The sequence below is a fragment of the Rheinheimera baltica DSM 14885 genome, assembly GCF_000425345.1.
In the GTDB taxonomy this organism is placed as follows: domain Bacteria; phylum Pseudomonadota; class Gammaproteobacteria; order Enterobacterales; family Alteromonadaceae; genus Alishewanella; species Alishewanella baltica.
Map to the genome: position 1 here is coordinate 1 of NZ_AUDG01000067.1, position 19,409 is coordinate 19,409.

The 19,409-nt window shown below is 47.0% G+C and carries 18 protein-coding genes and 1 pseudogene; 8 read left to right on the forward strand and 11 right to left on the reverse strand.

Annotated features, from left to right (window positions below; genetic code table 11):
* The coding region (locus H595_RS22705; protein WP_027672410.1) for an IS5/IS1182 family transposase at positions 1-297 on the forward strand (297 nt) is incomplete at its 5' end.
* 4 nt (positions 298-301) lie between these two features.
* Here the strand turns inward: H595_RS22705 and H595_RS22710 are convergent.
* Positions 302-781, reverse strand: a pseudogene (locus H595_RS22710) (alcohol dehydrogenase catalytic domain-containing protein); the annotation flags it as partial.
* A gap of 283 nt (positions 782-1,064) precedes the next feature.
* On the opposite strand from H595_RS22710, the gene H595_RS0117105 reads away from it, so the two are divergent.
* The 3 genes from H595_RS0117105 to H595_RS0117115 all read left to right on the forward strand — a co-directional run bounded on the left by H595_RS0117105 (position 1,065) and on the right by H595_RS0117115 (position 3,306).
* Positions 1,065-1,937, forward strand: coding sequence for a LysR substrate-binding domain-containing protein (locus tag H595_RS0117105; protein WP_027672290.1), 873 nt, complete (start codon positions 1,065-1,067; stop codon positions 1,935-1,937).
* A 108-nt stretch (positions 1,938-2,045) separates the two neighbouring features.
* A complete protein-coding gene (locus tag H595_RS22715) occupies positions 2,046-2,681 on the forward strand; it encodes a thiol:disulfide interchange protein DsbA/DsbL (RefSeq protein ID WP_169338564.1) in 636 nt (211 codons plus the stop codon).
* Positions 2,662-3,306, forward strand: a complete 645-nt coding sequence (locus tag H595_RS0117115) for a DsbA family oxidoreductase (RefSeq protein WP_027672291.1) — start codon at positions 2,662-2,664, stop codon at positions 3,304-3,306. Before H595_RS22715 ends, H595_RS0117115 begins: the two co-directional genes overlap by 20 nt.
* Before the next feature lie 4 nt (positions 3,307-3,310).
* Here H595_RS0117115 and H595_RS0117120 read toward each other — a convergent pair whose 3' ends face one another.
* The 5 genes from H595_RS0117120 to H595_RS0117140 form a co-directional block, all read right to left on the reverse strand.
* The gene (locus tag H595_RS0117120; protein WP_051219968.1) at positions 3,311-3,931 is read right to left on the reverse strand and encodes a DUF1287 domain-containing protein; all 621 of its coding nucleotides are present in this window, start codon (positions 3,929-3,931) and stop codon (positions 3,311-3,313) included.
* A gap of 64 nt (positions 3,932-3,995) precedes the next feature.
* Positions 3,996-5,186 carry a beta-ketothiolase BktB gene (gene bktB / locus H595_RS0117125; protein ID WP_027672293.1) on the reverse strand — a complete coding sequence of 397 codons (1,191 nt, stop codon included), beginning with the start codon at positions 5,184-5,186 and terminating at the stop codon, positions 3,996-3,998.
* A gap of 11 nt (positions 5,187-5,197) precedes the next feature.
* Entirely contained in the window at positions 5,198-5,554 is a 357-nt protein-coding gene (locus H595_RS0117130; RefSeq protein ID WP_027672294.1) for an MmcQ/YjbR family DNA-binding protein, read from the reverse strand.
* Positions 5,555-5,723: 169 nt separating this feature from the next.
* Positions 5,724-7,745, reverse strand: a complete 2,022-nt coding sequence (locus tag H595_RS0117135; RefSeq protein WP_027672295.1) for a S9 family peptidase — start codon at positions 7,743-7,745, stop codon at positions 5,724-5,726.
* Between the two features lie 82 nt (positions 7,746-7,827).
* Entirely contained in the window at positions 7,828-9,357 is a 1,530-nt protein-coding gene (locus H595_RS0117140; protein WP_027672296.1) for a fumarate hydratase, read from the reverse strand.
* Positions 9,358-9,456: 99 nt separating this feature from the next.
* Here H595_RS0117140 and pabB point away from each other — a divergent pair, with 99 nt between their 5' ends.
* Complete coding sequence (gene pabB, locus H595_RS0117145) at positions 9,457-10,836, forward strand: aminodeoxychorismate synthase component I (protein ID WP_037055164.1); 1,380 nt, start codon at positions 9,457-9,459, stop codon at positions 10,834-10,836.
* A 1-nt stretch (position 10,837) separates the two neighbouring features.
* A complete protein-coding gene (locus tag H595_RS0117150) occupies positions 10,838-11,410 on the forward strand; it encodes a CoA pyrophosphatase (protein ID WP_027672298.1) in 573 nt (190 codons plus the stop codon).
* A gap of 210 nt (positions 11,411-11,620) precedes the next feature.
* Here H595_RS0117150 and H595_RS0117160 read toward each other — a convergent pair whose 3' ends face one another.
* Together H595_RS0117160 and H595_RS0117165 are read right to left on the reverse strand one after the other, a co-directional pair.
* Entirely contained in the window at positions 11,621-12,634 is a 1,014-nt protein-coding gene (locus tag H595_RS0117160; protein WP_027672299.1) for a CPBP family intramembrane glutamic endopeptidase, read from the reverse strand.
* A 110-nt stretch (positions 12,635-12,744) separates the two neighbouring features.
* Positions 12,745-13,908, reverse strand: a complete 1,164-nt coding sequence (locus H595_RS0117165; RefSeq protein WP_027672300.1) for a helix-turn-helix domain-containing protein — start codon at positions 13,906-13,908, stop codon at positions 12,745-12,747.
* A gap of 487 nt (positions 13,909-14,395) precedes the next feature.
* On the opposite strand from H595_RS0117165, the gene H595_RS0117175 reads away from it, so the two are divergent.
* Both H595_RS0117175 and H595_RS0117180 read left to right on the forward strand, forming a co-directional pair.
* The gene (locus H595_RS0117175) at positions 14,396-15,529 is read left to right on the forward strand and encodes a helix-turn-helix domain-containing protein (protein ID WP_027672302.1); all 1,134 of its coding nucleotides are present in this window, start codon (positions 14,396-14,398) and stop codon (positions 15,527-15,529) included.
* 96 nt (positions 15,530-15,625) lie between these two features.
* Positions 15,626-16,336 (forward strand): CPBP family intramembrane glutamic endopeptidase, encoded by a 711-nt coding sequence (locus H595_RS0117180; protein ID WP_027672303.1) that lies wholly within the window; start codon positions 15,626-15,628, stop codon positions 16,334-16,336.
* A gap of 88 nt (positions 16,337-16,424) precedes the next feature.
* On the opposite strand, the gene H595_RS0117185 is transcribed toward H595_RS0117180, so the two are convergent.
* The 3 genes from H595_RS0117185 to H595_RS0117195 form a co-directional block, all read right to left on the reverse strand.
* Entirely contained in the window at positions 16,425-17,891 is a 1,467-nt protein-coding gene (locus tag H595_RS0117185) for a serine hydrolase domain-containing protein (protein ID WP_027672304.1), read from the reverse strand.
* 165 nt (positions 17,892-18,056) lie between these two features.
* Positions 18,057-19,097: an aspartyl protease family protein gene (locus H595_RS0117190; protein WP_027672305.1), complete on the reverse strand. Its 1,041-nt coding sequence runs from the start codon at positions 19,095-19,097 to the stop codon at positions 18,057-18,059.
* 25 nt (positions 19,098-19,122) lie between these two features.
* On the reverse strand, positions 19,123-19,409 hold a 287-nt coding region (locus H595_RS0117195), incomplete at its 5' end, for an IS66 family transposase (protein ID WP_027672306.1).

Genomic DNA, 19,409 nt, shown 5'->3' on the forward strand with positions numbered 1-19,409 from the left:
CAACTGCCTGATGCCGAGCATGTTATCGCAGACCGGGGCTATGACAGTGAGAAAGTACGGGAGCAGATCCGAGCGAAAAATGGCGTCCCAACGATACCGCGTAAACGTAATTCAAAAATTGGAAATGGCGATATTGATTGGTGTCTGTACAAATATCGCCATTTAGTAGAGAACGTGTTTGCCAGGCTAAAACATTACCGTTCAGTAGCAACCCGGTATGATAAATTGGCCCGGAATTATGCAAGTACACTTGCCTTGGCTTGCTGTCTATTATGGCTGCCAATGTGGGTTGGCTGAATTATAAACAGCAAAGATCAACAGGCCCTAATGAAATTTCAGGCAGTACCGTGTATTCAGAAAAGGTCGAAGTGCCCATGTAGTGATATATTGGCTTACCGTCTTTTGAAAATCGCGTAGTGCCGTCTGGCATTAAGCCCTTACCTTGGGTAGCGCGAATGGCCTGACACAGGTTAGTTTTACCTGATAAACAAAACTTACATTTGCCACACTCAGGTGTATACAGCGGAATAACATGGTCGCCCACCGCAACCGAGGTTACGCCCTCGCCTACAGCTTCCACAATACCGCCACCTTCATGGCCTAAAATTGCGGGGAAAATACCTTCCGGATCTTCACCCGACAGCGTAAAAGCATCGGTGTGGCACACGCCGGTGGCAATAATTTTAACCAGCACTTCGCCTTTTTGCGGTGGCATTAAATCCACTTCTTCAATCGATAATGGCTGGCCGGGGCCCCAGGCCACAGCAGCGCGTGTTTTGATCATTTGCATCAGGTTGTCCTTTTTGTTGTTCGCACAGGGCAAAAATCTGTTACCAGCAAGTGTAACCTGATTTTTATTTTTGCCATATCAGTATGAATACCCCTAAAATGCAAATCAGTTTTTCATATATGCAAAACTTAACAAGCAATAGGCTGCGGTTAGAACCCCGTTTTGGTCGCCACAGAGTGTCTGAGCCCTGCCGCAGGCATTAGGGCGAGTTGCTGTGGCGAGCCAGGGCGGGCGTTGTAACGCAAGCAGCCGGTTAACGGAGCAGAGGGGCTTAGTGAAACAGTGGATTGGCATTAGTGAATTTGTCGCCGTGGCAGAGCTGCAAAGCTTTACCAAAGCTGCAAAGCAATTAAACATCTCAGTGGCGCAAGTAAGCCGCAATATCGCCGAACTTGAAGCCAGTTTGGCGATAAAACTGCTGTATCGCAGCACGCGCAGCGTTAGCCTAACCGAAGAAGGTCAATTGTATTTGCAGCATTGCCGGCATTTAGTGAGTAGCTTAGAAGAAGCTAATCGTACCTTAGCTAATTTAAACGCCACGCCGCGTGGTTTAATAAAGATTACCGCGCCGGTCTATTACGGTGAAACCCGCATAGCCCCCTTACTACATGACTTTCTTCAGCGTTTCCCCGATACCGAATTGGAGCTGCATCTAACCAATAATCGTCTTGATTTAGTCCAAGCCGGTTTTGATTTAGCCATTAGGCTAGGGCAATTAGAAGACTCCAGTTTAATTGCCAAAAAACTCGCTAGCCGCACTCAATATGTTGTTGCAGCCCCTGATTATTTGCAAAAGTTTGGTTTGCCAACGTCAATTGCAGACTTATCGCACCATCAGTGCTTAACCGGCACATTATCCGTGTGGCGTTTTAACCAAAGCGGAAAAATAACCACTTTTAAACCACAGGGTAGAATTTTATGTAATAGCGGTGTGGCGCTGCTTGATGCCGCGTTAAAAGGATTGGGTCTGGTACAACTGCCGGATTACTATGTGCGTGACCAATTACAAAACAACAGCCTGCTCTCCGTGTTAGATGATATACGCCAGCCTGACGATGGCATCTGGGCCATCTACCCACAAAACCGGCATTTATCAGCCAAAGTTAGGGTGTTAGTGGATTTTCTATCTAATCACTTAGCTTTGTAGTGGTTTAACAAAATTTTACCGGAGCAAACGTCATAACCAACGCCAAATTTGGCTTACACCAAAAGCTGCTTTATGATGGCTACTTTAGATAACTTTGCGGATAAACTTATGAAAAAATTGCTTTGCCTCATCGCTGTTATGTTATTTACCCCTTTGAGCTTCGCTGAAACTTACAGCGACGGTGTGCATTATCAAACGTTAGAGACTCCGCGTACCGAGTCAAAACAGGTTCTGGAATTTTTCTCTTACTACTGTCCGTATTGCTACAATTTTGAACCTGTAGTTCAGGCGCTAAAAGCAACACTGCCTGAAGATGCCAGCTTTATTCGTGCTCCGGTACCCTTTATTGGTGCCGACATGGGGCCAGAATTACAAAAAGCGTATGCCCTTGCGTTAACATTGGCAGCAGAAGATAACATTACACCGGCACTGTTTAATGTCATTCATCAGCAACGTAAAGCGCCACGTGACCGTAATGCAGTACGACAACTGTTTGTCGAGCAAGGCATAGACGCAACGACCTTTGATAACAATATCGACAGTGTGCCGGTCTTAAACCAAGTTATGCAGTTCAACACTTGGCAGCAAACTTATGCGATTAACTCAGTACCAAGTTTTATCATCAACGGTAAATACAAAATTATCGTTACGTCAGTTAAAACGCAGGCGGAATTCATCGCCTTAGTTAATCATGTGCTTACATTACCGGCACAGGACACTGCTAATGCAAACACTGAAGATTGATCTGGTTTCTGACATTGCCTGCCCCTGGTGTGCTATTGGCTACGCCAGGCTGGAGCAGGCACTGGCAACCTTACCCGAGCTGAATGTAGATCTGCAATGGCATGCCTTTGAATTAAATCCAGACAAAAACGCACCGCAAGAACCCATCCTACCGGCATTAAGCCGTAAATATGGTCGCAGTGAAGACGAAATGCGTGCAGCACAAAGCAACATGATGCACATTGCAACGGAGCTTGGAATCAATTTTAGTAAGCTACAACAACGCTTTACCTGCAATACCTTTGATGCGCACCGACTGGTGAAATGGGCAGCAACACAGCAAAAAGCCACCGCAATGAAGCTGGCGCTGTTTAACGCCTATTTTGGTGAAGCTAAAGATGTGTCTGATGCCACAATTTTGGCAGAGTGTGCAGTTCAGGCAGGCCTAAATAGCGTCGATGCCGCTCGCATTTTGCAGACAGATGAATACAGTGACACTGTGAAAAGCGACATTGCTAAATACCAGCAGGCGGGTGTTTCATCGGTACCGGCTTTTATAATTAATAACAAGTATTTGATTTCAGGTGCGCAGGAGCCAGCACAATTGGCTGCCAGCCTAAGACAAATTGCCAACGAAATGGCTTAGGCTGTTAAGGTGCAAGTACCTTGGGAGCAAATCGATAGTGGCCGGTAATGTTATAGTCAAATAGCATATCGGCCAGAACCGGCCCGGCACCAATATTATGCACAATTAACGGCCGCTCGCCGTCGATTGATCGTTGGTCTACGACAATACCGATGTGCGGCAAATTCCCTGGTAATATCCAGCTAACGACGTCTCCGGGCAGGTAATCATTACCCCGGTTACTGAGAGGCAGTGACTCACCATGACGGCTAAAAAACACTTGCAAGTTTGGTACTCTGCGGTGATCAATATTGCTGTCAGGTTTGGTTAGGCCCCAAATTCGTTTTGACGGATACGCCATAAAGTTATCGCGCATGTCTTCATGAACCCATTGCTGCAAATCAATACCTAAAGTGCGGTAGCTACGGATCACCACATCCGTACAGACGCCAATATCAGCTGGTACATCACCGTTAGGGTAAGCAATACGTAAATAGCGGCCATCATAACGTACCTGATGCTCAGTGCGTTGAAGCGCCGCTGCAACTAACTGCTCACTAAACGTTTGGGCAACGCTGTACCCTGGCACTATACACAGCAGTAAAATCGCGATTTTTATGTAATGGTGCAAAGCTGACCCCGGCATAAACCACTCCTTGTAAGGCCATTAATATCAGCTGTAGGGCCTACCAAACTACGTAAAGTTCACTTTATTGCAACAATGATTCAACCAGCAGCGCAATGCCCTGGCCGCCACCTATACACATAGTAACTAAACCATAGCGTCCGCCGGTGCGCTCAAGTTCGGCAAGTAACTTAATGATCAAAATAGAACCCGTAGCGCCTACCGGATGCCCCAGTGCAATAGCACCACCATTGGGGTTCACTTTGGCAGGATTTAAACCCAATGATTGGCTTACCGCCATCGCCTGGGATGCAAACGCCTCATTTGATTCAATTACATCAATATCAGCTACTGTTAAACCCGTTTCTGCCAGCACTTGCTGCACGGCCGGTATTGGCCCCAACCCCATTACGCCTGGCTCTACACCAGCAAAAGCATACCCCAAAATTCGTGCTTGTGGCTTAAGGCCTCGTTTATCGGCCTCGGCTTGGCTAGTTATCAGCAACGCTGCAGCACCATCATTTAAGCCAGAAGCATTGCCCGCAGTAACAATGCCGTCTCGTTTAAACGCAGCTTTAAGTTTACTCAGGCTATCCAAGCTGGTGTCAGCGCGAATATGCTCATCACGGTGAAAAACGCTGTCGGTTCGGCCAATTTTCACCGTTAACGGCACAATTTGGCTGTCAAAATACCCCTGTTGCTGCGCAAACGCCGCTCGCTGTTGGCTTTGTACAGCAAAGTTGTCTAAATCAGTACGGCTAAAGCCATACTGCGCGGCGATGGTTTCAGCTGTAATGCCCATATGACCGCTGCCAAAGGGGTCAGTTAAAATACCCAGGGTGAGATCGGTAATGCCCGCGTGCCCCATTTTTAAACCACGGCGCACATTGGGTAACAAGTAAGCACCGTTACTCATGCTTTCTGCGCCACCTGCCAATGCAATACTGCTTTGCCCCAGCTGTATCAGTTGCGCCGCCGAAATGACCGATTGCACTGCCGAGCCACACAAGCGGTTAACATTAAAGGCCGCAGAGGTTGGCGGCATCCCCGCATTTAACGCAATATGCCTAGCTAAATAGGCATCTTCAGCGCTGGTAGTAATAATATGGCCAAATACCGCATGGTCAACGTCAAACGCAGTAAGCCCCGAGCGGCTGATAGCCTCTTTGGCCACAGCAGTACCCAGCTGCGCCGGACTAAAACTGGCTAAACTACCGCCAAAGCTACCAATAGCGGTGCGGGCACCGGCTAAAATAACCACCTCTGATATTTTCATGCCTACTACCTCTAGTTTACTAATTGCGGTCTTTTTGCCTTTGGCAGGCTTTTAACAACTAACTGATAGGAATTTTCAATCTGTCGTTTTATCTCATTTTCCGGCACGCTGCCATCAAGCAACACGGTATTCCAGTGCTGTTTGTTCATATGGTAGCCGGGCGTGATGGCCGGAAAAATATCACGCAGCATCATGGCTTCAGCCGGATCGCACTTTAAATTGACCCTGGCTACGCCATCTTTCTCGCTTAAAATTGCGAATATTTTGCCCACTTTATAAACATAGATATCCGGGCCAAACGTGAAGTTCTCAATGCTTTGCAGTTGCATCAGGCAATAATCGCGGCATTGCTGAAAATCGAAAGCCATAAATAGCTCCTGGTATAGTGATGTAAAAAGAAGGCCGGTTTGTACACACCAACACGCCGTGAATACATCCCTGTAGGCTCGATTCAGGCATCCATGCCTTTAACGGTTGGTTTAGCACAAGCCGGCCTTCTTGTCGCAGTCAGGTTTCCCCTGTCTTGCTATTTTTTCACTACTGCTTTGTGTATTTATCCAGCCACTGAAACACTTCGTTGTACCAGCGCACGCGGTTATCTTTATTTAAGATCCAGTGGTTTTCATCCGGGAAAATCACTAAGCGCGAATCGATACCCTTGCGCTGCAAGTTAGTAAAAGCCCCTAAACCCTGCGCATATGGCACGCGGTAGTCTTTTAAACCATGAATAACCAACATCGGCGTTTGCCATTTATCCGCATGGGCGGCTGGGTTAAACTTCTGATAGTCAGACTCAGGCTGCCAAGCCGGGCCGCCTAAATCAAACTCAGGAAACCACAGCTCTTCTGTGCTGCCGTAAAAGCTTGGCATATCATACAAACCCGCATGGTTTACCAAACATTTAAAACCGGTTGGCCAGTTACCAGCTATCCAGTTCATCATATAACCACCGTAAGATGCACCCAATGCACAAGCACGGTCGCCATCAATCCAGGGCTGGGCTTTAACAATATACTCAAAACCTTTCTTTAAATCTTCCAGAGGCTTACCGCCCCAATCACGGCTGATAGAATCCGTAAAGGCCTGGCCATAGCCGGTTGAACCATGGAAATCTACCATCACTACCGCATAGCCTTGGGCGGCATACATTTGCGCATTCCAGCGCTCATTAAACATATTGCCAAAACTGCCTTGCGGCCCGCCATGCACTAAAAACGCCATTGGGTATTTTTTCTTAGCGTCAAAGTTCCATGGCTTTACCAAGTAGCCGTAAACGGTGTCGTCGTTAGCGCCTTTAAAACTAAATTGCTCATAATCACCAAACTGGACCTGTTCACGCCAGGCGGCGTTTATATCGGTAAGCTGGGTTAAATTGCTGCCATCCAGGTTTAACTGAAACACCTCTGCCGGCATATCCAGCTTATGATTGGTAAACACAATTTTATCGCTGGCAACGTTAAGCGCTCCGGCGGTACCGTCGCCAAATAGTTTGCGATGATCACCAAAGCTGGTGTTAATCGCGAAGATACTGTATTGACCAACATCCTGAGTGGTAACATAAAGCGTGCGATTATCCGCACCAAATTTGTAATCGCTAACAGAGCGGTCAAACTCCGGTGCCAGCGCTTTACGCTGCCCGGTCACCATATCCAACAGCATTAAGCCAAATTTGTCAGCCTCGGCTTGCGGTTTGGTCATGGCTTTATATGCCATAAAACGGCCGTCAGCCGAAAAAGAGGGCTGTGCATCCCAAGCCGGATTTGCCGCGGTTAAATTTTGCTTTTCGCCACCGGTTACCGGCACCATAAAAATATCATAATTAGTATGCCATGCTTGATCCGTAGCTGGGATCTTGGCACTGAACACTAAACGGGCATTATCAGGGGTAAAAGAAACTTCTTTCATGCCGGCAATATCGGTATTCCACTCGCTCATCAGGTTAGTAGCGTCTTTCACTGCCTCTTTGCCAAGCGCCGCAACATGCAAATGGCTGCGATACGGCGTTAACCAGTGATCCCAATGCCTTACCATTAACTGATCATACACCATGGCGGTGTCTTTTTTCGCAGCATCAGCGGCTTTAGCATCTATCGTACATTGCAGATTTTGACAGCCTGGCTTTACCGACAGCGACAGCGCGATTTTCTTACCATCTGAAGACACCTTAAAACCTTCCACTTCAAGTGGCAGATCGGTTACTTGCAGCGCTTCGCCACCATACAATGGTAACTTCCACACTTGATTTGTGCCGCTGCGGTTGGCAACAAAGTACAAACTTTGACCATCAGCGGCCCACTGTAACTGGCTTTCGCGGCCAGCACTTTGCGTTAATCGGCTCACTTTATTCAGGTTGGATAAATCCATTAAGTACAGATCACTTGTGCTGTCTGCTGGACTAAAACCTGCGTTGGTCTGGCCGTAGGCAACAAAACGGCCATCGGCAGACAAGACAACATCGTGTAATTTATTAAACTGGTTTAAATGCTCTACGGTCAGTGGGCCTTTTGCCATTGCGGCATAACTGCATAGCACCGACAGCGCTACTAAGGTCTTCTTCATGCTATTCCCTTGATTATGTATTTATTACCAATATTGAGGCAGATAAAATAAAGGCCACAGTTTCGCTGTGGCCTTTGCTGGATCAGGCCTTAGGCGCCGTATCCATATTTTCAATATTTACTTTCCAGATAGCCGGCCCCTGCTGGTGCACGTTGTTACCATTGGAATCTACCGCTACCGTAACTGGCATGTCTTGTACGTCAAATTCGTATATGGCTTCCATACCTAAATCGGCAAACGCCACTACACGTGACTTTTTAATGGCTTTTGAAACCAAATAGGCCGCACCGCCCACCGCCATTAAATACACCGCTTTGTGCTGCTTAATACTGGCAACGGTTTTATCGCCGCGCTCTGATTTACCAATCATTCCCAGCAGACCGGTTTGTGACAGCATCATGTCGGTAAATTTATCCATCCTTGTCGCCGTTGTTGGGCCTGCCGGGCCAACCACTTCGTCACCTACCGCATCTACCGGGCCAACGTAGTAAATAAAACGGTTTTTAAAATCAACACCATCGGGTAGTGCTTCGCCTTTATTTAGCATATCGGCAATACGTTTATGCGCCGCATCACGGCCGGTAAGCATTTTACCGCTAAGCAATACCGTTTCACCGGCTTTCCACTCTAAAACATCTGCGGGTGTTACCGTATCTAAGTTCACCCGGCGTACATTGCTACCAAGCTCCCAGGTCACCTGTGGCCAGTCTTCCAGTTTGGGTGGCTGAATATCGGCCGGGCCGCTGCCATCAAGGTGAAAATGCAGATGGCGCGTAGCGGCGCAGTTAGGGATCATCACCACAGGCAATGACGCAGCATGCGTCGGCACGCTGTTAATTTTAACATCCACTACTGTGGTTAAACCGCCAAGCCCCTGGGCACCAATGCCCAATTTGTTTACTTTTTCATATAGCTCTAAACGCAGTTTTTCATCGGCTGTTTCGGCGCCTTTAGCAATAAGATCCTGAATATCTACCGGCTCCATTAACGACTCTTTAGCCAGCACCGCGGCTTTTTCTGCTGTGCCGCCAATGCCTATGCCTAACATACCCGGTGGACACCAGCCCGCGCCCATTTTTGGCAGGGTTTCCAGCACCCAATCAACAATAGAGTCTGACGGGTTTAGCATGGCCATCTTGGTTTTGTTCTCAGAGCCACCGCCTTTGGCGGCAATCATCACTTCAACATGGTGGCCAGTCACCAAATCGATGTGCACTACAGCAGGCGTATTGTCTTTAGTATTTTTACGCGCACCGGCAGGGTCAGCCACAATAGAGGCTCGCAGTGGGTTATCCGGATTTAAATAAGCACGACGGGTGCCTTCGTCTACCATCTGCTGCACCGTCATATCGGTTTTATCCCATTTGACGTCCATACCAACTTTTACAAAACAAGTCACAATACCAGTGTCCTGACAAATTGGCCTGTGGCCCTCGGCAGACATACGCGAGTTAATTAAAATTTGCGCAATAGCGTCTTTCGCCGCCTGGTTTTGCTCTTTGTGGTATGCCACTTCCAGTGCTTTGATAAAATCCAACGGGTGATAATAGGAAATGTACTGCAATGCATCTTCAATGCTATCGATAAAGTCTTGCTGGCGAATAACCGTCATGTTTATCTATCCTCTGACGCCATTCACAGCGCCGTGTTTAACTATTAGTGTCGGTGCTGGTATGATAGCGCGCAACAGAAACAGCGGCTAGTCCCATTCATGCAGCAGTACCTTATTCCATCTGAAATCTTTGGCAAAACACCGGATAACTTACTGGCATTGTTCAGCCATTTTGCCGGTCAACCCTGGGCGATGCTGCTCGATTCGGCAGCGCCAGAGCACGTAAACAGCCGCTATGACATCTTAGTCGCACAGCCACTGGCCACGCTGGAAGCCAAAGCGGGCATTAGCATTTTAACCGATGAACACGGCGCACATAGTTACAATGAAGACCCTTTCACCGTGCTTAACTGCGCATTAAAGCGCTACTTTCCGGATAAAACATCCAGCACCCTGCCTTTTATAGGCGGCGCTTTAGGCTATTTTGGCTACGATTTAGGCCGCTACATAGAAAAACTACCCGCCACCGCTAATGCCGATATCGCCCTTCCAGATTTGGCTGTTGGCCTGTATAGCTGGGCACTGGTGCTGGATAAACAGCAACAGCAGCTGTGGTATGTAGATTATTATGGCAATGCAGAGCAAGCGTGGGCCAAGCTACAGCAAAAACTGCAGCATACCGAAGCGCCAAATAATACATTTAGTTTAACCAGTAGCTGGCAGGCTAATATGGACAAAGCCGGTTATGTGCAGCGTTTTAATCAGGTGCAGCAGTATCTGCTAAGTGGCGATTGTTATCAGATTAATCTTACCCAACGTTTTAGCGCGTGTTATCAAGGGGATGAGTGGCAAGCCTATTTGCAACTACGGGATAAAAACGCCGCACCTTTTTCTGCTTTTATCCGCCTGCCACAAGGCGCAGTACTCAGTATCTCGCCAGAGCGTTTTTTACAACTACAGGGTAGCCAGGTTGAAACTAAACCCATTAAAGGCACCCGCCCGCGTGGTACCTGTCCGCAAACAGATGCAACAGAAGCCGACGCACTGCAGCTATCGCCCAAAGACAGGGCCGAAAACGTGATGATAGTTGACCTGCTGCGCAATGATTTAGGCAAAGTTTGCCAACCAGGCAGCGTTGCCGTGCCGCAACTGTTTGCCGTTGAAAGCTTTCCGGCGGTGCATCATTTAGTCAGTACCGTTACCGGTACCTTGTCACCTCAATATAACGCCAGTGATTTGCTGCGCGGGGCTTTCCCGGGAGGGTCTATCACCGGCGCCCCCAAAGTACGTGCGATGCAAATTATTGAGCAACTCGAACCACAACGGCGCTCGGTTTACTGTGGTGCTATTGGTTACATTAACAGCAACGGCGACATGGATACCAATATTGCCATTCGCACGCTTATTTGTAGTGAAGGCCACATTTACTGCCAGGCCGGTGGCGGCATAGTGGCCGACTCTGATGCCGACAGCGAGTACCAGGAAACCCTAGATAAAGTGAATAAGATATTGCCGGTTTTAGCACAGCAGGCACAATAACATGCAGGTTGCAGAGTTTCGTTATCGCTTTTTACTACAACCTGCGGCCAAAGCTGGCTCTATTCCAAGCACCGACGAACAACAGGCAGCTGTATTAGTACCGGTTATTGATTACGGCGACAAACTGCATATTTTATTTACCCAGCGCGCACTGCACTTGCGCCATCATCCTGGCCAAATTAGCTTTCCCGGTGGCCGCATTGAGCTAAACGAGTTAAGCGCGGATGCTGCCTTGCGTGAAGCAAACGAAGAAATTGGCCTGCTTCCCACTGAAGTTGAATTGCTAGGCCGCCTACCCATGCAAGCCACCAGCACCGGTTTTACCATTCAGCCCTGGGTAGGCCTGCTAAAACCGCAGCGCAGCTGGAAATTACAAGCTGACGAAGTCGCCGGTATTTTTGAAGTGCCGTTAACGCATTTTTTAGCGCAAGAAAACCGCCATCAGTTTAGCCTGCCACTACGCGGTAAACTGCAACACCTGCATGCCATGCCGTATCAGGATAAGTTTATCTGGGGCGCTACTGCCGCCATTTTACATAGGTTGTGTCTGCAATTGGCAGCGGATCGAAGCTAACGCAGTGCAGACAATTGGGAGTTTATTTGCTTCGCCTCTTTATTACAGCCTTTTTTCAGCCTGATTAAGATCAGCAAAACCGCTGGCCGCACTAAAAGTACTTCGGTTCTTGTCGGTTAAATAGCGACTAAACTCATCAGAAAAGGCTTTTTTCAATCACTTTGACCCTATTGGTTCTGGCGGGAGAACTTGCCCCCGCCGATTGCATAACTAAACTGGCGATTTATTGCGCAGTCGTTTTACCAGGCCTGCGATTGACGCGACAACGGCGATAGCCACACAGGCAATGCTTAGTTTTAGGATTAACGCCGGGGCTTGCGACAGGGTAAACATGGCAGCAACACCAGCAAGTAGCAGCGCAACGTTTGTCAGGCTGAAATGCGTAAAGGCCTGAGGCTGCAACACATCGGCGAAAAACGCTCTAATACGCTGCCATTGCCAAGCGCTAATACCCACCATAAGGCCGATGGTAACGTAGAGAAACAGCCCGGCAGTGGGGAAATTCAGCAAGGCGTGCATCACAATGGCCGGAATGATAGACCCGGTTTTATGGGTGATCCAGCCCAGCGCCAGGGCACTGATTGTTAAACCAATAATGGTCGAGGCATGATAAAGGTCGAGCTGATGATATTGCGCATGGCTAAATACAAATAAGCCTGCAGTAATGACGATACCCACCACTGGCGAAAAGAAACGGATCAACTTCGACTGCACATAACCACGCCAGAGTATTTCTTCTAATACTGGGATCAAGCCGAAGCTGCCGACAAACATTACCAGCCACCAGCCAGTTGTCTTTTCTCCATTTAGCAAAGCTTCCCGCCATGGCACAGACGTTCCCAGATCATAAGTTTGATCAAGCAGAAACACGGCTTTGTTGGCAATATCACCTATACACCATGCCAGCACACCAATAACAACCAGCTGAATAAACTGGTAGCCATGCCGTGTCAGCTTAAGCTCTGCTTTGAGTTTTTCGCTATTCATCCAGCTGAAAAAAACTATAAGCGCAAACCAACCGGCAAATTGCAGCATAAGCAGCTTGCTCAGGTCGAGCGCTATAGCGACCATATCAGGGCTGTCGCCCATTAAGGCCATCAACGGATGCCCGGTGACGCCAGCCAGTTGAAATAACATTTGCGCCAGTAGCGAACCGGCAAAAAACACCGCCAGCACTTCACAAAGCGCGAAGAAGCGGTGTGGTAGAGGATAGTTTTTTTCCATGATAGATGACCCATTGTCTGCGTTAGTGAAGTTGCAGTATCAATGCCCCCTGATAAAGATGCGTCTTTCTCGGTCGAAGCTTGCTGATTTACGGCAAAATCGGCCGATGTTTACCTGGCTTGCGCCTTACTACGACGGCGAAATTCACTGGGGGTGGCAGATTCAAAGCTTTTAAAGGCTTTGTTAAAAGTGGCTTTATTATTAAAGCCGACATCGAGCGCGATATCCAAAATAGACTGTTGCGACTCAATTAAACGCTGTTTGGAATCTTCTATGCGGGCTTTATTGACATATTCGTAGAAGGTCATGCCAATGTGACTATTAAGATATTCAGACATCTTGTGTTGGGACACGCCAACAGAATCACTTAATGTCTGTAAATTAAGAAAACGATCTAAATAAATACGCTGTGATGTTAGTGCTGCCAGTTTACTGCTGATCATACTGATATCTTCAGGGCGCAGGTTTTTCGGACCGGCAATTTTGTCATCGTTTTGCGCTGCAATATTGTTATCACTGTTGTTGCGGGGGCTTGTTTCAAATTCAAACGGCATTTGCAAAATAGCGGGCTGGTGCATGCCGTAGAAACCGGTCATAAAAATGAGTAACACTAAGACAAAAGACAAAATGGTGTCAGCATTGGATGCAACCGCAAAGGCATTTAAATCGAACAGCAGTGCGGCTATTAATGCAGATTCAAACAGAATAAAGCCAATAACCAGGTTGCGTAACCAGAGCAAATTGATGTTATCAATATTAGAGAAACACTGTTTGATGCGGCGTGCATAGCGAATAAGTAGAACCAAGCAGACAACCGTGTAGCAGATAACGTGGGCCAATTTTAGTAAGGGTAGTAACAGCTGGGCAGCGGAAAAGTCGCTTAATGATTCATCAGTGACAATTTTTAACTCTGCCGTGCTAAAAAAAACAGCATAAGACACCAACACTAAGTAACAACAAAACGGTACGAGATGAGGCACGCCAAAAAATCGGACTTTAGCCGCTGACAACGTTAAGCTTTTAACGTAAAAGTATAACAAGGGGCCAAACAAAAACACTACGCTGCTGGCGATGACAAACAGCGGTTTCATGTTGTCGGCGTAGCCCGAGACCGACAACCATTGGGCAGACAGCGCCATGACAAAAGCGCTTAATAACAGCACTAAATAACGATTAGCCTGATGTTTATTAGATGACTTTGCCATAAGCGTAAGTATCAGAAAAACGCCTTGCACAATACCAATAATCAGGATCGCCGACTCTAAACTAAGCATGATCTTCTCTACATTTAAACACAATTTAGTGCCATTAAGCGCTAGCAACCTAAACCATCAGCCGGGGCAATTCAATAGCGCATAATGTTGCAATACATTTAAACAGATGATCTATTGTACGATTCTTTGCTACCCTTGATACTAACCAGTGGAAAATAATACCTACTCGGGTAGGCAACGACACTGACACTGACACTATAATAAGCAGTCATATGGCAGACGCAAACCACACCAATCAACATAGCTGGACCATGCGCGGTGAAAGAATGACCTGTATTTGGCATACGCACTCAGTGTGGAGCCAGCGGTTTGGCCTTGAGGATACCAAAACCGTTGTGTTCAGCTCTCTGCTTTTGCCGATACGCTACATAGGGGGGGCTGGATACAGTTACTTTTTACTGTTCCCTTTGTTAAATGGCTTAACTTGGCACAGAGGCAAAAAATGGCAGCGTCTAAGCCAGGTGCATTCAAAGGAATAGTCTGGTAGATGTTAACAGCAGAATCATTGCTTTCAAGCTTCACCTTGGTATGCGCTTTACTGTTGGCATTGTTACAGCTTAAACGTCTGTATCCGGTTGCCCATATCGCCATACTTAGTGCAATACTGGTGTTGTTTATCTTCACCCGTCTTGACGACATGTTGCAAGTATCCGGCTTACTGGAGACTTACCCCGGTTTATTATTTATCGGCTCTGTCACTTTTTTGTTGCTCGGGCCATTAATTTATCATTACGTGATTGCCCGGACGTCTGCACAAAACGTTAGTTGTTTTAATTACCGAGCCTTGCGTCACACCTTAGTAACGTTACCGCCCGTACTTTACTTAGTACCTTATTGGTGGTGGCAAACCACCCCTTATCAGCTCGAGATGCTGCAATCTGGCGGCCTGCTCACACCATTGAATATGCTTCTTTGGCCAAGTTATGGCGATTTGGTGTTGCTTTTTTATTTGGGGCTGTGCGTTAAAAGGCTGCAGCAATTTGGGGTAGTGCTTAAGCATTGGTTTTCTTTTGTTGAAGATAAAAACTTGGCAGGATTAAAAAATATCCTGCAATGGCTGGCACTGATTATCGTTGTGCATCTGGTGTGGACCTGGGTGACCTGGTTTGACATTAACATTGTGCAAAGCACTATCAGTTCGGTACTTATAGTGGCACAGCTGATGTTTATTCTGGCTCTGGTGCTTGAAGCTGTTGCTAGTGGCAAGCGTGATATTATACTGCCGCCACCTGAGCATGAAGCTGCCAGCACAACCCCTTACACTGACGCGCAAATACAGCAAACAGCACAGTTGATCCAACAGCGGGTTGAAGCCGAAAAATTGTATCTGGATGCCAATTTAACGCTTAATCGACTAGCGCGTATTCTACAACAGCCGCAGAAACGTGTGTCTTTGGCATTAAACCAGACACTTGGTAAAACCTTTTATGATTATATAAATGGTAGCCGCATTAGCCATGCCAAAACCCTGATTACACAGCAGCCGGAACTGAATTTGCTAGACATTGCTATGCAGTCTGGTTTTAACAGCAAATCAGTATTTAATAGTGCTTTTAACAAATATGCCCAAACAACCCCCTCCAATTATCGTCGGCAGCATGCCTCCACCAATGTTCAGTAAGTTTTTACACCCGTATTATGTCCTGATCTACGTTTTAGGACGTCACAGCCGGTTGTTTTAAGTACGTTAGCGGTAAATTTACTACCGGAATTACTTATGTCGTTAAAACCACTATCACTGCTGCCCTCTACTTTGTTGTTTGTACTACTAGGAGTAAACTTTAGTCTGCTGTATTACTTAGTATTTCCTTGGTTAATCGAACAAGGATGGTTTTTCTGGCATGCTTTTTATCTGGTTACCTTGATTGGTTTTTTACCGCTGCCTGTCATAGCCTGGAGGATGCTTAAACAAGAACAATCCAGTTGGTCCTGGCCCGAGCTGAAAGCCCGTTTACGATTACACCCGCTAACGTTGCGACATTGGGGCTTCACCTTGGTAGGTCTTGTCGTAACATTAGCTGGCTATCTGGGCTTACTTTTTACCGTGCGCTGGGTGTACAACCATTTTGGCACACTGCCATTGTGGTATCTCGATCCTGAAATTACTATCGCCGGCTTATACGGTCTGATTTTGTGGCGGATAGTCGTCATTTTTATCAATGTGGTTGGTGAAGAAGTGCTGTGGCGCGGAGTGATCCAGCCCCGGCAAGAATTACAACACGGTAAAAAAACCTGGATGATTCATGGCCTACAATGGTTATCATTTTATAGCTGGAAACCTTGGGAATGGTTAATGCTATTACCAAGCTGCTTAATTTTGCCATGGATAAGCCAGAAAACCCAAAGCATGACCCCGGCACTGGTTATTCACGCCGTGTTTAATGGCTTGGGCATCGTTATGTTTACTCTCGCCGTTGTTAAAGGCTGATCGAAAGTGACTTACGGGTTCCCTAAGGGTCACTCATTAGGGTTGATTAGGGGGCGAAACAATTCGCCCCAATATTTTTAGTGGTATATCAGCGATTGCTGTTAACTCTGTTCGCCACTACCTTTCTGGGTAACCAATAATCATCGACTTCGGTCGCCCCATTAACATTAAAATCATGATACCAATGCCCAAGCAGCTGTCCTGGTTCAAATTGCAGTTTTAAATCAATAAACATCGGTGAAACCGCTACCATAGTGAAGACTTTATTGTGGCTTGTCGTTAACACCAGCGGCATTTTCAGCCGGCTATCACTTCTGACAAATTCAACTTCGCCTGACACCAGACCGGTTACACTATCTGTTTGCAATGACAATTGGCCACAGCTTTCGGTATTGCGTAATGACGTAGTACAGAGTTGCCACTCACCGGTAATCAGGTTGGTATTGTCTGGCTGGGTATTGGCGATAAACAATTCGGCAACGGTATGTGCCTCACGTTCATTAAAGAACACGTGTTCACCACTGTTCATTAGTATCGCTACAACCAGTTTGTGCTTCGGAAAAATAACCAGGTGGCTTCTGGCAGAGGGCATACTGCCTGAGTGAAAAATAACACGGCTTCCAAGCCGGTTTTTCCCGGTTTCCCAGCCCAGCGCATAGTGGGTTAAACTGCCATCAGCTAATCGATAGCTTTGCCACATTTCATCGACGCTGGTTTGCTGCAGCACCTGGCCTTGCAACAGCCGGGTGCCATAGTGCACCAGATCTTCAGCCGTTGATAAAAAGCCGCCCCCGGGGTAAATAAAGCTACGATCTTCGCTGACTGCAGCAATTCGTGTTGGTTGCTCCCCCAGCAGCCAGCTGCGCCACCACGACGGTTGATGTAAGTCATATTGTGTACTTACCACGGCAGGATGAAACCGGGTATGGTCAAGAAAAGTATTATGCAGCTGCTGCTGTTGCCAGTGACGCTGCATTAGACTGCTAAACGGCTGAGCAGTAACCTGTTCCATGACCGCAGCAATAATTACCCAACCATAACTTGAGTAGCCAAATTGCGAACCGGGGCTAAATTCCGGTGGGTCATTAATAAAGCGCGATAAGGCTGCCCTGGCAGTGGCATAATGAGTATGGTTAACTTTATCTGTATCATCGTAATGCCTTATCCCGGAAACAGAAGCAGCTAGCTGGCGCAGCGTTACATGATGCAGCGCCAGAGGCAATCCGGGTAAGTACTGGTGTAAAGGTGTATCTAGTTGTAGTTTGCCCTCTTCAACCAATTCCATCAGCACTACTGAAGTTAATGACTTAGAAATGCTGGCAATGCGCATAGGTGTTGCTGTTGTCATTTTCTGGTTATTTTCAAGGTTCGCCAGCCCAAATGCCTCAGACCATAATAATGTGCCATGCTGCCACACTGCCACCTGCGCCCCGGGTGTGCCGGTTTGTTCCATGTGGGCATTAATTAAAAATCGCGCCTGTGCGATAGCTTGTTCAGTGTCAGCGCGGCTATGCAGAGTGACAATTAGCAATAAGCCAATTAACAGGTATTTCATAAACATGTTCCAAATAGTATAGAAAGTGCCATGATAAACTGGGCTGGAGCGAACCAAATGTGCCAGAAGTCATGTTATATCTCTTCCAGTGGCAGCGAGGTGTGTTACTGCTTCAAGGGCATCAGCTTATTCTCCCAATCCTGCCAGAACTGGGCAGCAGCAAGGCTACTGCCTGATTTCTATTATTTCGCCTTCAATGGTTTCAATCTTAAGAGTATCGCTACCAAGCAGACGATCAAGGTTGAGGAAATAGTCACAAAAATCGGTGTATAAATCGTTTGGTTTTTTGCCATTAATGGTGCGAATGCGGTCGCCAAGTTTGAACGGATGCGATGCTAGCGCGCGATTAACGACCCATTCGTTATTGGTTGCAATACCCACTACAAAGGGTCTTGGTGAATCTACTTCAACTTCCGTTCGTTGCAGCAAGTAAATGGCATCTTGCTGATAATCAAGGTAGACGTCAAAGTGCTCCAGGATATCGTTGCCTAACAACGCTTTATCTAAACTTGAGAATTCAACAGGGATACGCATAGAGGCTGCGCCAATTTCAACGTCGAGTTGTTTAACAACAATGTCGTCTTGTTTAGTACCGAAAATTCCAGACGTGGACTGATCAAGAATATTCATTGAAGAACTGGAATCAAAGCGATCGGCTAAATTTCTGGGTAATACCAGACCACCGTTGTAACCTGTATCGAACAGTACGTCGCTAACCTCTAAACCGGCGACTTTTAATTTAATGGCAGGCACTGCAGATAACGTGGGGTGCTTGAAGTCAAGCTTTGTTACGTTATCAGGGAGCGCCAAGGGGTGCTCACTGATCGACAACGTTTGTGCCTGGTAGTCAATCTTCCAATATCCTCTACTCATTAAATTTGCGCCAATCAGTCCTTGAGGAGCTATGCACTGTGTTGCGGATGTATCACCAAAGGTTAATATACCGGCACTTGTTTTGGTAAACTTGGCTTGACCCAATACAAACTCGGGTATCTGTGTAACCGAGACTTCACCATCAACGCCTTGAGCTGTAGTAACTTTTTTTGTCGTAACTGGATTAAGGCTCAATGCCGTTGCGAAAGAGCGTTCAATTTTTGAATCAAATGCTGCCGTATCCAACAAAAATTGTCCTGGCTTTGCGCCTACAGTGGCTTGCACAATGATCAAATCTTTTTTGTAATCGAACGTAAGCGTTGCAGCAACCACACCGTCGGCGTGATTGCCGTGTAGATCAGAATGGCAACAGCTTTGTCAGCTTGTCTGGTGTATCTGCGGTGGGCAGCTCTTTAAACAACCTGGTCAGGTAATCATAAGGTTCTAATCCGTTGATTTTGGCAGTTTCGACCAAGCTGTAGAGTGTCGCACTGGCGTTGGCACCTGATGTGGTGTTTGCAAACAGCCAGGCTTTACGGCCGATGACGAATGGCTTAATAGCACGTTCGGCGCGATTGTTGTCGATGTTCAGCCTGCCATCTTCCAGATAACCTATCAGCTTCGGCCATTGATTAAGGCTGTAGG